Source organism: Bacillus sp. DU-106 (assembly GCF_004799705.1).
GTDB classification, from domain to species: Bacteria; Bacillota; Bacilli; order Bacillales; family Bacillaceae_G; genus Bacillus_A; species Bacillus_A cereus.
On the sequence record NZ_CP026607.1, the window covers coordinates 2,183,140 to 2,199,683 of the forward strand.

Below are 16,544 nucleotides of genomic sequence, written 5' to 3' on the forward strand. Positions count from 1 at the left end.
CATAATAAAGGGGTAGTAAAGAATGCCTAACAGTCAAAAGATTCGTCATTCGTTATCATCTGCGCAGTCTGGTATGTGGTTTGCGCAACAATTAGATCCGCTTAATCCAATTTATAATACTGGGGAATATGTAGAAATAAACGGAAATATTCATCAAGACATTTTTGAATTAGCTGTACGTAAAGTTGTAATGGAAACAGAAGCACTTCATGTTCGCTTCGAAGAGGATGAAATTGGCCCATGGCAAGTTATTGAAGAATCACAGTTTCATATGCATTTTATTGACGTTCGTAAAGAAGAAAATCCTGAAGAAGCTGCTAAAGTATGGATGAAAAATGATTTATCTATGCCAGTCGATTTGAAAAAAGATACTTTATTTACTGAAGCACTTATTCAAGTTGAAAATAATCGTTTCTTTTGGTATCAGCGCATCCATCACATTGTGATGGATGGCTATGGATTTTCACTTCTTAGCCAAAAAGTAGCGAATGAGTATACATCACTTATAGAAGAAACAAACAAGAATGAAAAACCATTTGGTTCTCTTGCAAAAGTCGTGCAAGAAGATATTGAGTATCGTGAGTCTAAACAATTTCAGGAAGATCGTACTTTTTGGTTAGAAAAGTTTGCAGATGCCCCAGAAGTTGTAAGTTTGGCAGAACGAGCACCGAGAACATCAAATGGATTTTCACGAGAAACAGCTTATTTATCTAGTTCTAGCACGAAAACTTTACTAGAAGATATCAATATTTCGTTAACAAGTTGGCCGGAATTCATTGTGGCTGTAACAAGTATTTATATGCATAAATTAACAGGTGAAAATGATATTGTTTTAGGTTTACCGATGATGGGACGCCTAGGTTCTGTATCTATTCATACACCAAGTATGGTAATGAATTTAGTTCCACTTCGTATTACAGTAACTCCAAATATAACTCTTGCGGAATTATTGCAGCAAGTTTCTAAAGAAATCCGAGATGTACGTCGCCATTATAAATACCGTCATGAGGAATTAAGAAGAGATTTAAAGTTACTAGGTGAAAATCAAAGGTTGTTTGGACCGTTAGTGAATGTTATGCCTTTTGATTACGGGCTTAATTTTGCTGGAAATCGTGGTATTACGCATAACTTATCAGCAGGACCTGTCGATGATTTATCGATAAATGTATATAAACGTTTTGATCAAAATGAGATAATGATTCATTTTGATGCAAATCCTGAAGTATATAATAACGCGGAGCTAGCATTGCATAAAGAAAGATTTATGAATCTATTTGAATTAGTAATAAATAATTATGAGAAAAACGAGTCGATTGGAAAAATAAACATTACTCTGCCTGAAGAAAATCATAAAGTTTTATTGGAATGGAATGAAACGAAGGAAGACGATGAATTAATCAGTCTGCCTATATCATTTGAAAAACAAGTGAAAAAAAATCCCAATAAACTAGCGATTACTTGTGACGGTGTAATCCTTACGTATAAAGAGCTAAATGAACGAGCGAATGAACTAGCACATTATTTAGTAGAAGAAGGAGTACGACCAAATCAGTTTGTAGCTTTAGTATTCCCTAGATCAATAGAAATGGTAGTTAGTATGCTAGCAGTCTTAAAGGCTGGTGCAGCGTATTTACCAATAGATCCAGAATACCCAGCAGATAGAGTTACTTATATAGTAAATGATGCAAAACCAGTTTGTATCATAACACATTCATCTGTTTCATCTAAGTTAGTTATAGAAAAGGATATGAAAAAAATTGTATTAGATGACGAAGAAACGAAACTAGCGTTACATACATATTCTCGTATGAATATAGCATGTAAGAATGATGTATCACTGTTAAACCCAGCCTATACAATATATACTTCAGGCTCAACAGGAAACCCAAAAGGTGTAATTGTTCCTATGAGAGGTTTAAGTAACTTTTTAATGGCTATGCAACAAAAGTTTTCATTAAATGAAAATGATCATTTATTAGCAGTTACAACGTTTGCATTTGATATTTCTGCACTAGAAATTTATTTACCTCTTATTAGTGGTGCAAGTTTAACAATTGCGCAAAAAGAAGACATACAAGAGCCTTCTGCATTAACGACACTTTTACATGAAGAAAGAGTGACCATTATGCAGGCTACACCGACGCTTTGGCAGGCGTTAGTAACTGATTATCCAGAGAAGCTACAAGGGCTAAGCATACTTGTTGGTGGTGAAGCTCTTCCAGCGCATTTAGCAAATAAATTACGAGAATTAGGTTGCTCAATAACTAATTTATATGGACCAACTGAAACGACGATTTGGTCTACTTTCATGAACATTGATGAAGGTGAAAAGGGCATACCTCCTATTGGAAAACCAATTTGCAATACAGAAGTGTATGTATTGGATGCAGGGTTACAACCAGTGCCACCTGGAGTTATTGGGGAATTATATATTGCAGGGGAAGGACTTGCAAGCGGATATTTAGGAAAACCTGAGTTAACAGCTGAACGGTTTGTTGCAAATCCTTATGGAGAATCAGGGAAGCGCATGTACCGTACAGGAGATCTTGTGAAATGGCGTAGTGATGGTGCGTTAGAGTACATTAGTCGCGCAGATCATCAAATTAAAATTCGTGGATTCCGAATTGAATTAGCTGAAATTGAAACGGTATTACAACGACATGAAAATATTCAACAAGCGGTAGTAATGGTACGAGAAGATCGTGCAAATGATAAACGCATCATTGCGTATATCGTTGCAGAAGAAAAGGAACCGATTAATCTTTCAGAAATTCGTTCTTATGTTTCAGAAAGTTTAGCGAATTATATGATACCATCGACATTTGTTGTGCTAGAAGTATTACCATTAACGCCAAATGGTAAGGTTGACAGAAAGAAATTACCTGCTCCTGATTTTAATGGAATGAACAATGAGAGAGTTGCTAGAAATCCGAAAGAAGAAATATTATGTGATTTATTTGCAGAAGTACTTGGTGTTTCTCGAATTGGCATTGATGATAATTTCTTTGAAATGGGTGGACATTCACTTCTCGCATCTCGTTTAATGGCAAGAATTCGTGAAACGTTAAGTGTGGAATTAGGAATTGGGAAACTATTTGAATCACCAACTGTTGCCGAACTGGCGAAACAATTAAACCATGCAAAAAGCGCAAGACCAGCTATTCAGAAAGCAAGTAGGCCAAATGAAGTTCCACTTTCATTTGCACAGCGCAGGTTATGGTTCTTAAATTGTTTAGAAGGTCCAAGTCCTACTTATAATATTCCGCTAGTCATTCGTATGAATGGAATATTGAATCGGGAAGCATTACAAGGTGCTTTTTATGATGTAGTTGAGAAACATGAAACACTTAGAACAATTTTCCCTAACGTATTAGGTAGTTCCTATCAGAAAATTTTAGATATGGAAAACTTAAATTTAGAAATGGTTATAACTAATACATGTAAAGATGAATTAGAAAGTGTACTTTCAGAGGCGGTAAGATATAGCTTTAACCTCGATTTTGAGCCGGCAGTTCGTTTGCAACTTTTTACAATGAGTGAAAACGAACATGTATTATTAATTCTATTACATCATATTGTAGGTGATGGCTGGTCATTACAGCCGTTAACGAGAGATTTTACAGCGGCGTATAAAGCGCGAAGTCAAGGTGACAGAGTTCAGCTGGAGACACTACCAGTTCAATACGCAGATTATGCACTTTGGCAACAGCAATTGCTAGGTGATGAAACGACACAAGAGAGTCTTATTTCAACACAATTAGATTTTTGGAAAGAAGAACTTAAAGGTTTACCAGACCAAATGGAGTTACCTACAGATTTCCAGCGTCCAATTGAGACGAGTTACCGCGGGGAAACAATTCATTTTCATATAGATGAAGGTATGCATAGTAGGTTAGTAGAGCTTGCACGTAAAAATGGAGTTAGTTTGTTTATGGTATTGCAAGCAGGGCTTAGTGCACTATTTACAAGATTAGGTGCAGGCACTGATATACCAATTGGAAGTCCGATTGCTGGAAGAAATGATGATGTACTTTCAGATATTGTTGGTTTATTTGTAAATACATTAGTGTTACGTACAAATACTTCAGGAGATCCAAGTTTTAAAGAATTATTAAATAGAGTGAAGCAGGTAAATCTTGCAGCTTATGAAAATCAAGATGTTCCATTTGAAAGGCTTGTTGAAGTATTAAATCCAGTACGTACTCGAAACAGCCATCCGTTGTTTCAAGTTATGTTAGCTTTTCAAAATACACCAGAAGCAACGTTTCATGTACCAGATTTAGAAGCGAGCCTTGAAATTCAAAGCGTTGGTTCTGCAAAATTTGATTTAACATTTGAAATTAGTGAGAGTAACGGGGTTGATGGTACTCCGAACGGTTTACATGGATTACTAGAGTTTAGTACCGATTTATATAAACGTGAAACGGTTCAAAAACTAATAGAACGATTCATTTTGTTATTAGATGATGCAACTACAAATCCAGATCAATCCATTGGCAGATTAGAAATATTAACTTTAGCAGAGAAAAATACAGTGTTAGAAAAGTGGAATGGTGGTTTTCAAATTGCACCAGAAATGACATTGCCACAATTGTTTGAAAAGCAGGCTCATATAAATCCAAATTCTATTGCTGTTGTCTTTGAAGATAAGAAATTAACTTATGAAGAGTTAAATAGAAAAGCAAATAAAATAGCTCGATTCCTAATAGCAAAAGGGATTGGTCCTGATCAACTCGTTGCTTTAGCGATGCCAAGATCATTAAACATGGTTGTAAGCTTATTAGCTGTTCTTAAAGCTGGTGCTGGATACCTTCCGTTAGATCCAGATTACCCAGCAGACCGTATTTCATTTATGCTACACGATGCGAAACCATCATGTGTTTTAACGAATTCAGAAGTGGAAATTGAATGTAATGAGGCACTAAAAGTTTTAGTTGATGATGTGAAAGTAATAGCAGAGGTTGAGAAATATAGTGAAGACAATATTGATGAAGTGGAACGAATTAAGCCATTATCTCCATCACATATTGCTTACGTTATTTATACGTCAGGGTCAACGGGCAGACCGAAAGGCGTTATGATACCTCATCAAAATGTAGTGAGACTTTTAGGAGCAACTGATCATTGGTTCCAGTTTGACGGAAACGATGTTTGGACGATGTTCCATTCATATGCTTTTGATTTCTCGGTTTGGGAAATTTGGGGACCTTTATTATACGGAGGGCGTTTAGTTGTAGTCCCACATACTGTAAGTCGCTCGCCGAAAGAATTTTTACAGCTTCTTGTTAAAGAAAAGGTTACGGTTTTAAACCAAACTCCATCAGCGTTCTACCAATTGATGCAAGCAGATCGTGAAAATGAAGAGATTGGCAAAAAATTATCTTTACGATATGTTGTTTTTGGAGGAGAAGCGCTTGAGCTAAGTCGCTTAGAAGATTGGTATAGTCGACATCCTCATAACGCACCAAAGCTTATTAATATGTATGGTATTACAGAGACGACAGTACATGTTAGTTATATTGAATTAGATGAAACTATCGTCTCTTTACGGGCAAATAGTTTAATTGGGTGCAGTATACCTGACCTTAAAGTGTATGTGTTAGACAACTATTTACAACCAGTCCCACCTGGAGTAGTTGGAGAAATGTATGTTGCAGGTGCAGGACTTGCGCGTGGATATTTAGGAAGAGCAGGATTAACGGCTGAACGCTTTATCGCAGATCCATTTGGCAAGCCAGGTACAAGAATGTATCGTACAGGAGACTTAGCTCGCTGGCGTAATGATGGGACGCTAGATTATATAGGACGTGCAGATCATCAAATCAAAATTCGTGGATTCCGAATTGAATTAGGAGAAATAGAAGCAGTCATAATGAAGCATCCTAAAGCTGAGCAAGTAGCCGTTATTGTACGTGAAGATCAACCAGGGGATAAACGGTTAGTTTCTTATATCGTTGCATCAAATAATGAAGCAATTGATACGAATGAAATGCGTCAGTTTGCTAGTGGTAGTTTACCAGATTATATGGTTCCATACGCTTTTGTAGTAGTAAATGAGTTACCTTTAACTCCAAACGGTAAATTAGATAGAAAGGCATTGCCAGCTCCAGCATTTATCGCATCATCTTCTAGTCGTGGTCCAAGAACACCGCAAGAAGAAATGTTATGTGACTTGTTTACAGAAGTGCTAAGTGTACCTCAAATTGGAATTGATGACGGATTCTTTGATCTTGGTGGTCATTCACTCCTTGCAGTGCAGCTTATGAGCCGCATGAAAGAGGCGCTTGGAGTGGAACTAAACATTGGTACTTTATTTGCAGCACCGACTGTTGCAGGGTTAGCTGAAAGACTTGAGATGGGGAATGGTCAAAGTGCACTTGATGTGTTGCTTCCATTACGAGCAAGCGGGGATCAATTACCACTATTTTGTGTACATCCAGCAGGTGGATTAAGTTGGTGCTATGCAGGACTTATGAAATCTTTAGGAACAGATTATCCAATTTATGGTGTGCAAGCACGTGGTATTGCTAAAAATGAAGAACTTCCAAAAAGTTTAGAGGAGATGGCGGCGGATTACTTGAAACACGTTCGTGAAGTACAGCCTCATGGACCATATCGTTTATTAGGTTGGTCGCTTGGAGGAAATGTTGTGCATGCAATGGCGGCGCAATTACAAAATGAAGGGGAAGAAGTAGAATTACTCGTTATGCTTGACTCTTATCCTGGACACTTCTTACCGAATACGGAAGCGCCTACTGAAGAGGAAGCGTTAATTGCATTACTTGCTTTAGGCGGATATGACCCAGATAACATGGATGGTAAACCACTTACAATGGAAAGTGCAGTTGAAATCCTTCGTAAAGATGGAAGTGCATTAGCAAGTCTTGAAGAAGAGACTATATTGAACTTGAAAGAAACATATGTAAATTCAGTAGGGTTGTTAGGGAAATATGTACCGAAAGTTTATAACGGAGATATCCTGTTCTTTAGATCTACTGTTATACCAGACTGGTTTGATCCTATTTCTCCAAATACGTGGCTAAATTATTTAGACGGGCAAATTGTGCAGCACGATATTGATTGTAGACATAAAGATCTATGTCAGCCAGGTCCGCTTACGGAAATTGGACAAGTATTAGCGAAATATTTGCAGAATAAGAAAGGGGTAAGTAGAGTATGACGAATCCATTTGAAAATGATAATTACACATATAAAGTATTAATAAATGAGGAGGGCCAGTATTCTCTCTGGCCTGCTTTTCTCGATGTACCTATTGGCTGGAATATCGTATATGAAGAAGCTAGTAGGCAGAGCTGCTTAGAATATGTTGAATATAACTGGAAAGATTTGAATCCAAAAAGTAATCAAGTTCGCGAAAAAACATTAGCAGGAAAACGATAATGAAAGAAAAACTAAATCCAAAAGTAGTTGTAAGTATCGTTTATATAACTGCGATGTTTATGGCTGCGATGGACGCAACGATTGTAAATGTAGCACTGCAAACGATAAGTAGAGAACTACAAGTACCTGCATCTGCAATGGGGACGGTTAATGTTGGGTATTTAGTTAGTTTAGCTGTTTTCCTTCCGATTTCTGGTTGGTTAGGAGATCGATTTGGTACGAAAAGAGTATTTTTAATTGCTCTTTTCGTATTTACAATTGCCTCTGCTTTATGCGGAATGGCTAACGATATTACTTCATTGAATATTTTCCGTATTATTCAAGGTGCTGGTGGAGGGCTTTTAACGCCGGTCGGAATGGCAATGTTATTTCGAACATTTTCACCAGAGGAAAGACCGAAGATTTCTCGGTTCATTATACTTCCAATTGCTGTAGCACCAGCAATTGGTCCTATCATCGGTGGTTTCTTTGTAGATCAAATGTCTTGGCGTTGGGCATTTTATATTAATCTACCGTTTGGAATCGTTGCATTGCTATTTGGACTTCTATTTTTAGCAGAGCATGTTGAAAAATCAGCTGGTCGCTTTGATTCGCTCGGCTTTATTTTATCAGCACCAGGATTTGCGATGCTCATATATGCGCTCAGCCAGGGACCATCAAAAGGGTGGATTTCTCCAGAAATTATGAGTACTGGGATAGCTGGGGGGGTATTCATTACATTGTTTATAATCGTAGAACTGAAAGTAAAGCAACCGATGTTAGATTTACGTTTATTAAAAGAACCAGTGTTTAGAAAGATGAGTCTTATATCATTATTTTCATCAGCTGGTTTACTAGGAATGTTATTTGTTTTTCCACTTATGTATCAAAATTTGATAGGAGTTTCCGCGCTGGAATCAGGACTTACGACATTTCCAGAGGCGATTGGATTAATGATTTCTTCACAAATTGTGCCATGGTCATATAAAAAATTAGGAGCGCGAAAGGTAATTTCTATTGGATTAATTTGTACCGTGGTTATCTTTGTTTTATTAAGTTTTGTAAATCACGATACGAATCCGTGGCAAATCCGCGCATTATTGTTTGGTATCGGTATTTTCTTAGGTCAATCTGTCGGTGCGGTTCAATTTTCTGCCTTTAACAATATCACGCCGCCTTCTATGGGGAGAGCTACTACTATATTCAATGTGCAAAATCGATTAGGTTCAGCAATAGGAGTAGCTGTTTTAGCTAGTATACTAGCTGGTTTTGGAAGTAATAACGCTCAATCCGATTTTTTACCATATCAAGCAGCATTAATTGGATCAGCAATATTTTTGCTCATAGCACTACTATTTTCTTTACGTATTTCCGATAAAGAGGTAATGTCAAAGAAGAAAGAAAAAACATTATCTGTATCAGAAAAAGAGAAAGTACTTGTCAATGAATAACAATATACGCATGCTTTCTTATGAAAATTGATATTCGTTGAATAAAGGAGAGTTTACATGATAGAAAGTAAAGTTGTAGATTCTATTCCAACTTTGAATGAGAATGATTGTCAAATATGGTGGGCAAGAATTTCGGATTTACAATCATGGCATTACAATTTACTAAATGATATAGAGCGAGAGAAAGCAAATTCGTATCATCATTCGGCAGATCGAGCTCGTTTTATAATAGGTTGCGTAATAAGTAGATTAGTTCTCGGTAAGATACTTTCTATGTCACCAGTCCAAGTACCAATTGATCGAATGTGCTCAGTATGTAAAGTGCAGCATGGAAGACCACAATTACCAGAAGGTATGCCGCAATTATCCGTTTCGCATTCAGGTGAGTGGGTTGTCGTTGCTTTTACAAAATCTGCATCTGTTGGCATAGATGTAGAACAAATGAATCCAAATGTAGATGTTATGAAAATGGCAGAAGGTGTATTAACAGACATTGAAATAGCGCAAGTTATGAAACTGCCAAATGAACAGAAAATAGAAGGATTTTTAACATATTGGACTCGAAAAGAAGCGGTGCTGAAAGCGACAGGTGAAGGACTAATGATTCCGCCAGTACATATTACAGTATCAGCTCCAAATGATCCTCCAAACTTGTTGGTTTTTAAGGATAGACAAGAGTTATTAAATAATACAATGATGGAAGATGTAAAGCCTAGTTTAGATTATAGGGCCTCTGTTGCAATATTCAGTAAGGAAGTAACTGAAATTACGCAATTAGATGCGGCAGCACTTTTAAATCTTAAATAAAAAAATTATAGAAGAGGTGTTCCTCATGTTAGTAGCGGAAAATAGAAAGAATGAATTCACTTATAACGTACAAGCAATTAAAAATATTTTATTTTCTGGAGATACATCATCTATTCATGCTTTAGAAAAGCTTTTAAATGATACAGTTCAGTTTGATGTTCTTGAACAAGAGGCACTTGGTAGACAGTACATTCCGAAAGAAGCAAAGAATTTCTTTGATAAAGATGGAACATTTCTTTACCGTGTATCTAATGTTAGTTATAAAGGCAAGGTGTTATCTGAAAATCTAATTTTTGCAGACACTTCGTTTTTACCGGACGCAATAAAGAGTGAATTAGAGAGTGGAAATATTCCTGTTGAAAAGCTTATAGAAAAGATGGAAGTAAGAAGAAATGTATTATATGAAGGATATCAGCCATCTGGAAATATTATCGAATTGTTTGATGGATGTTCTGTTACAGCGAATGTGTATCCAACTAGAAAGTATCAAATTGTAAGTAAATGCAAATGTGTATTTTATATTTGTGAAGTGTATCATGCAGAGAATATAAAGCAATTGCTTAAATAAAAACAAGAAACCAGCCTATAAAATGGCTGGTTTCTTGTTTATTTAACAGCTTCTTTTAATTCTTTACCTGCTTTAAATGCAGGAACTTTACCAGCGGCGATTTGAATTTCTTCGCCAGTTTGCGGATTACGTCCTGTACGAGCAGATCTTTCGCGCACTTCAAAAGTTCCAAAACCGATTAGTTGAACTTTATCTCCAGATTGTAATGCATTAGCAATTGTGTCAAATACGGATTGTACAGCTGCAGAAGCGTCCTTTTGAGAAATATCAGCTGATTGAGCTACGTTTTTAATTAATTCTGTTTTGTTCATGTTTTCACCTCATAAAAAAATTTTTGGAATGAATGTTTTAGTATAATAGATAGTAAAGATAAAGCTATCATTATGATTAGATAGAATACTATATAATTATGTTAATTTCGTTGCAAGAGACTGAATCCCTTCTATTATTTAGGGATTAATTAAGAATCGATGCATATAAAAAGCTTTAGTATGAGGATGAGGGGGAGTATATGAATGATTTTTCGTGAAAAAAATGAGAAGGAAAGTATATTAATTCGTCAACATGACCATGGTTTTTTAGCTGGAGAGATTGCAAAACATATAAAAGAAGACTTTTTTGAAAGTAAAACATATTTAAAAGAAACAGTTGATGCAATATATGAGCATGACAGAGGATGGATAGAGCTTGATAAAGTACCAATTTTGAATGATGCTAAAAATATTCCATATACATTTATGGATTGTCCAAGCCCATTACGTTTTGTTTTTTATACGATTGGTTTGAATGAAATTGAAAATTCTAATCCATACGGGGCATTGCTTTGTAGTAAACATTTTTTATCATTTCCACTAAACGAGGAAGATGAAGAGATGATGTCATTTTATAAACATGAATTAGAACGACAAAAAAGAATCTTGAAAACGTTAACAAAAGAACAGTTTGCGATGTTCGATAAACATTATAAATTATTAAAGTTTTGTGATGAACTTTCTTTATACGTATGTATGAATAAGCCTGGTGTCAAAAAGAAAGATGAAATTGATTTATTTAAAGATGGTTTTGAAGGAACAGAAATGTTTAATAGTAAAGAGGAGAAACTTATTCAAGCTGAATGGGTGGACGAGGAAACAATTCGGATTACACCATTTCCATTTCAAACGGAATTTTATACGTATGTAAAATATAAAACGATAAATAAGCATGAAATGAAAGAAAAAGGGATTGCAAAGGCTGATAGAGAATCAGAAATGAAGAAACAAACCATTCGTTTCATACAATAAGGAGGTAATATAAATTGAAAGATTATATATTAAAACAGTGTGATTATCATGCTTGGGCCAATACAAGATTATTCAATCGATTAAAAGAGTTACCAAACTATGAGACGATTTTTAATGAGCAGATACAGAGTGTATTCCCATCCATTAAGGATACTTTTGTGCATATTTATATTACAGATCAAGTGTGGTTACATATATTGCATGGTAAAAGTATGAATGAAGCAATACAAGACCGAGAAGATTTACGAAAACAAATTGAAACTAAATCGTTACATGAATTAGAAAAAATGTTTGAAAACATGGCAAATCAATATAAAGATTTTTTAATTACAATACAAGATGTGAATGCTGTATTTGTTATTGAGAATCCATATGTAGGGAAATTAGAAACTTCGATTTTAGAATTAGTGCAACATGTCGTAAATCATGGTACATATCATAGAGGAAATATAACAGCGATGATCCGTCAACTTGGTCATTCGTCGACAATGATGGATTTTGTACTGTATTTACATATGGTTAAAAAGCAGGGAGAGTAATATAGTTTGTAAGAAGGAGAGGCTTTAATTATAGAAGTCTCTCCTTCTATTTTATTCCGCATTCATGGTAGATCGACTGATTAAAGTTTTCTTAAGAAGCTTTATTTTCTTGTAATTGCTTAGCGTATTGTACAGCCTTATATGCATTGACTCTACCGTTTTTCCAGTACGTACCTGTACCACTAATTTTATCAGAAGTTGACTCAATAATTTGGCGAATTTGTGTATTACTATATCCTTGATTTGCTAAAAGAGCAGCGACTCCTGCAACATGAGGTGTTGCCATAGATGTACCACTTAATGATTGATACGTGCTTCCTTTATATGTTGAATATATATTTGAACCTGGTGCTGCAACATCTACCCAGCTACCATAAGTAGAGAATGAAGATTTTCTATCTGATTGATCTGTAGAACCAACTGCAATTACTTCGCTGTAATAAGCAGGGTAATTAGCTTTTGTATTTCCAGCATTTCCAGCAGCTGCAACTATAACAGAGCCTTTATTCCATGCATATTGAACGGCTTGTTGTAATGCAGTACCACCATTTGGAGCTCCTAAACTTAAACTAATTACTTTTGCACCCGAATCAGCAGCTTCTCGAATACCTTGCGCTACAGCATCAAGAGTACCACTTCCTTGATTATCTAATACGCGGACAGCATAAATTGAAGTTTGTGGGGCAACACCAGCAATTCCGACGCTGTTATTCGTAAGTGCTCCAGTAATTCCAGCGCAATGTGTACCATGACCATTACCATCATCAGATGTATTGTCGTTATCAACATAATCATGCCCGTAAATTACTTTCGAAGCCAGATCAGGGTGTGAGCCTTGAACTCCTGTATCAATAATAGCTACTTTTACACCCGGATCACTTCGTTGGCTATCCCAAGCTTGTGGAGCTTGAATCTTTTGTAATCCATATTGATTATTAAAATATGGGTCGTTTGGAGTCCAAAAGGCGTGAACGTAATAATTTGGTTCTGCATATTCCACATCTGGATTATTTTTATAACTCTTTATTTTTTCTTTTACAGTACCTTTTGAAAATTGTACGACTTCAAAACCTAACTTATCATCTTTAGATAAGACATTAGCTCCGACAGATTTATGAAAAGATTGCACATTACTTAAAGATGCATTTTGTTTGAACTTAACGATTAATTGGTTAGGAACATAATCAGTAGATGATGTTTCAGCACTTGAAGTATTCGTGTTAAAGAAGAAACCACCAATAATAAATGATAAAACAGATAGGAAAACAATGATTTTGTTTTTCAAAAGATTTTTCCTCCCTTTTCTTGGATGAGTTTTTCAGCGACACTTTAATGTCGCATTCCTTTTCAACTATATAGTTAGACCATACGATTTATGACATTTATGTGAAAAACTTTTGGAGGAATAAAAAGGAGTAAATATTGATATAAATATATTTTTAATGATAGTAATTAAGTAAAAGAAGGGATGAAAAAAGGAATGCTCATCATGTATGAGTCATTCCTTTTTTCATAGATTAACTTGCCTGTTTTTTATTATTTTCTTTCAATTTCTCTGCTTGTAAAAAGCGATTCGTTTCAGCAACAACAATACTACTTAATCCAATCAGACCAATCAAGTTTGGAATTGCCATAAGTCCATTTGCAATATCAGCAAATGTCCATACGATTCCTAGCTTTAAATTAGCACCAATTGCAATCATGAAAATAAAGATTGCTTTATAATATTTAACTGCACTTTCTCCGAATAAATAAGCTACACATTTTTCTCCATAATACGACCAGCCTAAAATAGTAGAGTAGGCAAATAAAATAATTGCGATACCGAGAATCATACTACCAGCAGTACCGAATACAGATTGGAATGCAAGTGTTGTAGCTTCAACACCAGTTTTACCTGATTTCCAAGCGCCTGTAGTAATTAATACTAGTCCTGTAATTGTACATACAATAAACGTATCTAGAAAAGTACCAGTCATTGAAACTAAAGCTTGCTTTGCAGGCGAATCGGTTTTTGCCGCCGCCGCCGCAATTGGTGCACTCCCTAAACCAGCTTCGTTCGCAAATACACCACGCGCCATTCCGATTTGGATAGCTGATGCAACTGTTGCCCCAATAAAACCACCAGCAGCTGCTGTACCATTAAATGCACCAGAAAAAATAAGTGAAAATGCTTCTGGAATTTGGTCGTAGTGATAGAAAATAATTATAAGACCAGCAATTATATAAAAGAAAGCTTTAATAGGAACGACATATCCCGTCACTTTCCCGATTTTTTTTACACCGCCTAAAATAACAATTGCGATTAAAAATGACATTACTATACCAGTTAAAGCAGGAGGGAAAGAGAAATTAATTCGCATTGCCTCTGCAACTGAGTTAGATTGCACCATATTACCAATACCGAAAGAAGCAGTTGTACCAAATATAGCGAATAATATAGCAAGCCATTTCTTACCTAAACCACGCTCTAAATAATACATTGGTCCACCTGAATATTCACCATTTTCATTACTAACACGATATTTCACTGCAAGTATTGCCTCTGCATATTTTGTTGCCATACCGAATAAAGCGGTAATCCACATCCAAAATATTGCACCAGGACCACCAATTGTAACCGCTGTTGCAACACCGGCTATATTACCCATACCAATCGTTGCGGCCATAGCTGTCATGAGTGCTTGGAAGTGACTAATATCTCCAGAAGAAGAAGTATCTTCTGATTTTTTAAACGCTAGTTTGTGAGCGTATAATAGTTTACTAAACTGTAAACCTTTCAAACGCACTGTGAGAATGATACCTGTTCCAACGAGTAGCAACAAAGTTGGTAATCCCCACACGTATTGATTTAGTTGTTCTAATACTTTACTTACTGTCTCCATCTTTATTCTCCTTTTTTAGAAAAAATAAAAACCACTTCAAGTAAATGAAATGGTCTCTGGAGAAACAAGGGATAGAAAAATAAACCGATACAATCGGCTTTTTCTTTCGCTTGTCTCTGTCCTTTTACCTGAGAGATTATCCGCTAAAGTAGCGGATTTGCTCCTTCGGTGCTCGTTTTCCTCCGCGCTCTATGAAAGCGAGAGGGAGTCTCTCCAGAGATTCGTCCCCATGCAGTTCTACTTGTAACCAAGACCTGAGAGTTTCAAAGCTGGTATAACAACTTTTTGCCCCGTCGGTAGATCAATAGACCTTCTCCTGAATGGTTCATCCGAATTATAAAATTTATAAACACATTGATTGTAAATCAATAAAAACATTATAGACATACAAATTGTGAATTGCAATCATTTTTTATTTTAAAATAGTAAATAGTTTTATTTTTTTGTAAGTCCTAATTTATCTTCAACTTCATTTAAAGTAGATAAAGCGATGACAATATGTTGATCCGCAAGTCCTAAAGCTTGTTTTGTTTTTTCAATAGTTTCATTGGTTGGAGTAGAGTTATTTGCTCCGTCTATAATCAAATTTGCTGCATTTTTCATGAAATTTGATGCGGATTTAAACTGAGTTGTGAATTGAAGTAGTTGTTTTTGTATATCTATATCTGTTATGTTTTCTTCAATTTTAAGCGTGTCTATTTCGTTCATAATTGTTTCGTACTGTTTGGAAACAGCACTCATTGTAACTAATAGTTTATTTCGATCTACTGAATCTCCATTCGTGTTAATCTCTTCCCAGGCAGGTAACCAATCTTTTTCGATGATGTCATTATAATGAGTAGTCAATTCATGAATTTTAGGTTGTAATTTCGTTTTGAAAGTTTTTGTCTCCGCTGTTTCTACAGTTGCTTTTTCGTTGTTATTTTTAACATTAGTAACATAGAAAATCGTACCGAAAATGATGAAAATAGAAATAACAACTGTCCATTTAGTAAAAAGTAATTTCTGCAATATGTAACGCCTCCAAAATTTAAAAACTTATAATTATAATATATAACAATAATGTTGTTTAAAGTAGAGAAAATAGGTTAGAAATAATTTAAATTATGTCTTTTCTATACACGAATAATTAAATTTAGTAAAATGATGAAAGCTATATGCGAGAAAAGAGGGTTTTTAGTGAAAATGAATAGAAGAAAACTGGTTTTAAGTATTTCAATGGCTATGTTATTAGTTGGTTTATTTGCACTCATATATGTAGACAAAGAATCTAAAATTAAAGATTTTCCAGTGCCAATGTCAGCAATCCATATTAACGATGATAATGAAGAGGACTATCAATATATAAGTGTAATGCCTATTACAAAGGCAAATGGATGGGAGAACTTAGGGGAACTGTTAGTTTTAAAAAAGGGGAAAGGAAGGTAGCAGTAGTACATTATCCGGGAGAAATTACGTATTATTTATTTGAGAAAAAGATGAATAAGGGAGATTAGCTAAAGATGTAATTCATTAAGAGTTACATCTTTTTTTATTCTGAATCATTTGAAATTAAATTCGATAGATGTTTTGATAGATGTAGTGATAAATATGATTAGTTCTATATGCCTATAAAGAGTATTAGGGTGATT

Annotated in this window: 11 protein-coding genes, 1 pseudogene and 1 riboswitch; of the genes and pseudogenes, 8 read left to right on the forward strand and 4 right to left on the reverse strand. The window is 35.3% G+C overall.

What is annotated here, in order from left to right; translation table 11 throughout:
• The first annotated feature begins 22 nt into the window (after nucleotides 1-22).
• From C3Y97_RS11270 to C3Y97_RS11290, 5 genes are read left to right on the forward strand one after another with little or no spacing between them, the layout of a single operon-like run.
• Nucleotides 23-7,180 carry an amino acid adenylation domain-containing protein gene (locus C3Y97_RS11270; protein WP_136363370.1) on the forward strand — a complete coding sequence of 2,386 codons (7,158 nt, stop codon included), beginning with the start codon at nucleotides 23-25 and terminating at the stop codon, nucleotides 7,178-7,180.
• Nucleotides 7,177-7,401 (forward strand): MbtH family protein, encoded by a 225-nt coding sequence (locus tag C3Y97_RS11275; protein WP_000184055.1) that lies wholly within the window; start codon nucleotides 7,177-7,179, stop codon nucleotides 7,399-7,401. The genes C3Y97_RS11270 and C3Y97_RS11275 overlap by 4 nt, the downstream gene beginning before the upstream one ends.
• A complete protein-coding gene (locus tag C3Y97_RS11280; RefSeq protein ID WP_000660188.1) occupies nucleotides 7,401-8,831 on the forward strand; it encodes an MDR family MFS transporter in 1,431 nt (476 codons plus the stop codon). The genes C3Y97_RS11275 and C3Y97_RS11280 overlap by 1 nt, the downstream gene beginning before the upstream one ends.
• A 57-nt stretch (nucleotides 8,832-8,888) precedes the next feature.
• The gene (sfp, locus tag C3Y97_RS11285) at nucleotides 8,889-9,638 is read left to right on the forward strand and encodes a 4'-phosphopantetheinyl transferase Sfp (protein ID WP_136363372.1); all 750 of its coding nucleotides are present in this window, start codon (nucleotides 8,889-8,891) and stop codon (nucleotides 9,636-9,638) included.
• Nucleotides 9,639-9,663: 25 nt separating this feature from the next.
• Nucleotides 9,664-10,206, forward strand: coding sequence for a hypothetical protein (locus tag C3Y97_RS11290; RefSeq protein ID WP_000959125.1), 543 nt, complete (start codon nucleotides 9,664-9,666; stop codon nucleotides 10,204-10,206).
• 38 nt (nucleotides 10,207-10,244) lie between these two features.
• Here the strand turns inward: C3Y97_RS11290 and C3Y97_RS11295 are convergent, their stop codons facing one another.
• Nucleotides 10,245-10,517: an HU family DNA-binding protein gene (locus tag C3Y97_RS11295; protein ID WP_001043905.1), complete on the reverse strand. Its 273-nt coding sequence runs from the start codon at nucleotides 10,515-10,517 to the stop codon at nucleotides 10,245-10,247.
• 204 nt (nucleotides 10,518-10,721) lie between these two features.
• Between C3Y97_RS11295 and C3Y97_RS11300 the strand changes: the two genes are divergently transcribed.
• Together C3Y97_RS11300 and C3Y97_RS11305 are read left to right on the forward strand one after the other, a co-directional pair.
• Nucleotides 10,722-11,489 (forward strand): DUF3891 family protein, encoded by a 768-nt coding sequence (locus tag C3Y97_RS11300; protein ID WP_136363374.1) that lies wholly within the window; start codon nucleotides 10,722-10,724, stop codon nucleotides 11,487-11,489.
• 14 nt (nucleotides 11,490-11,503) lie between these two features.
• Entirely contained in the window at nucleotides 11,504-12,028 is a 525-nt protein-coding gene (locus C3Y97_RS11305; protein ID WP_000656267.1) for a DinB family protein, read from the forward strand.
• 91 nt (nucleotides 12,029-12,119) lie between these two features.
• On the opposite strand, the gene C3Y97_RS11310 is transcribed toward C3Y97_RS11305, so the two are convergent.
• The 3 genes from C3Y97_RS11310 to C3Y97_RS11320 form a co-directional block, all read right to left on the reverse strand.
• A complete protein-coding gene (locus tag C3Y97_RS11310) occupies nucleotides 12,120-13,313 on the reverse strand; it encodes a S8 family peptidase (RefSeq protein WP_000790938.1) in 1,194 nt (397 codons plus the stop codon).
• A 232-nt stretch (nucleotides 13,314-13,545) separates the two neighbouring features.
• Entirely contained in the window at nucleotides 13,546-14,913 is a 1,368-nt protein-coding gene (locus tag C3Y97_RS11315) for an alanine/glycine:cation symporter family protein (RefSeq protein ID WP_000451037.1), read from the reverse strand.
• Nucleotides 14,914-15,019: 106 nt separating this feature from the next.
• A riboswitch (glycine riboswitch) is annotated at nucleotides 15,020-15,140 on the reverse strand.
• Between the two features lie 208 nt (nucleotides 15,141-15,348).
• Nucleotides 15,349-15,924 carry a hypothetical protein gene (locus tag C3Y97_RS11320; RefSeq protein ID WP_001170889.1) on the reverse strand — a complete coding sequence of 192 codons (576 nt, stop codon included), beginning with the start codon at nucleotides 15,922-15,924 and terminating at the stop codon, nucleotides 15,349-15,351.
• 168 nt (nucleotides 15,925-16,092) lie between these two features.
• Between C3Y97_RS11320 and C3Y97_RS11325 the strand changes: the two are divergent.
• Nucleotides 16,093-16,409, forward strand: a pseudogene (locus C3Y97_RS11325) (hypothetical protein).
• The last annotated feature ends 135 nt before the right edge of the window (nucleotides 16,410-16,544 follow it).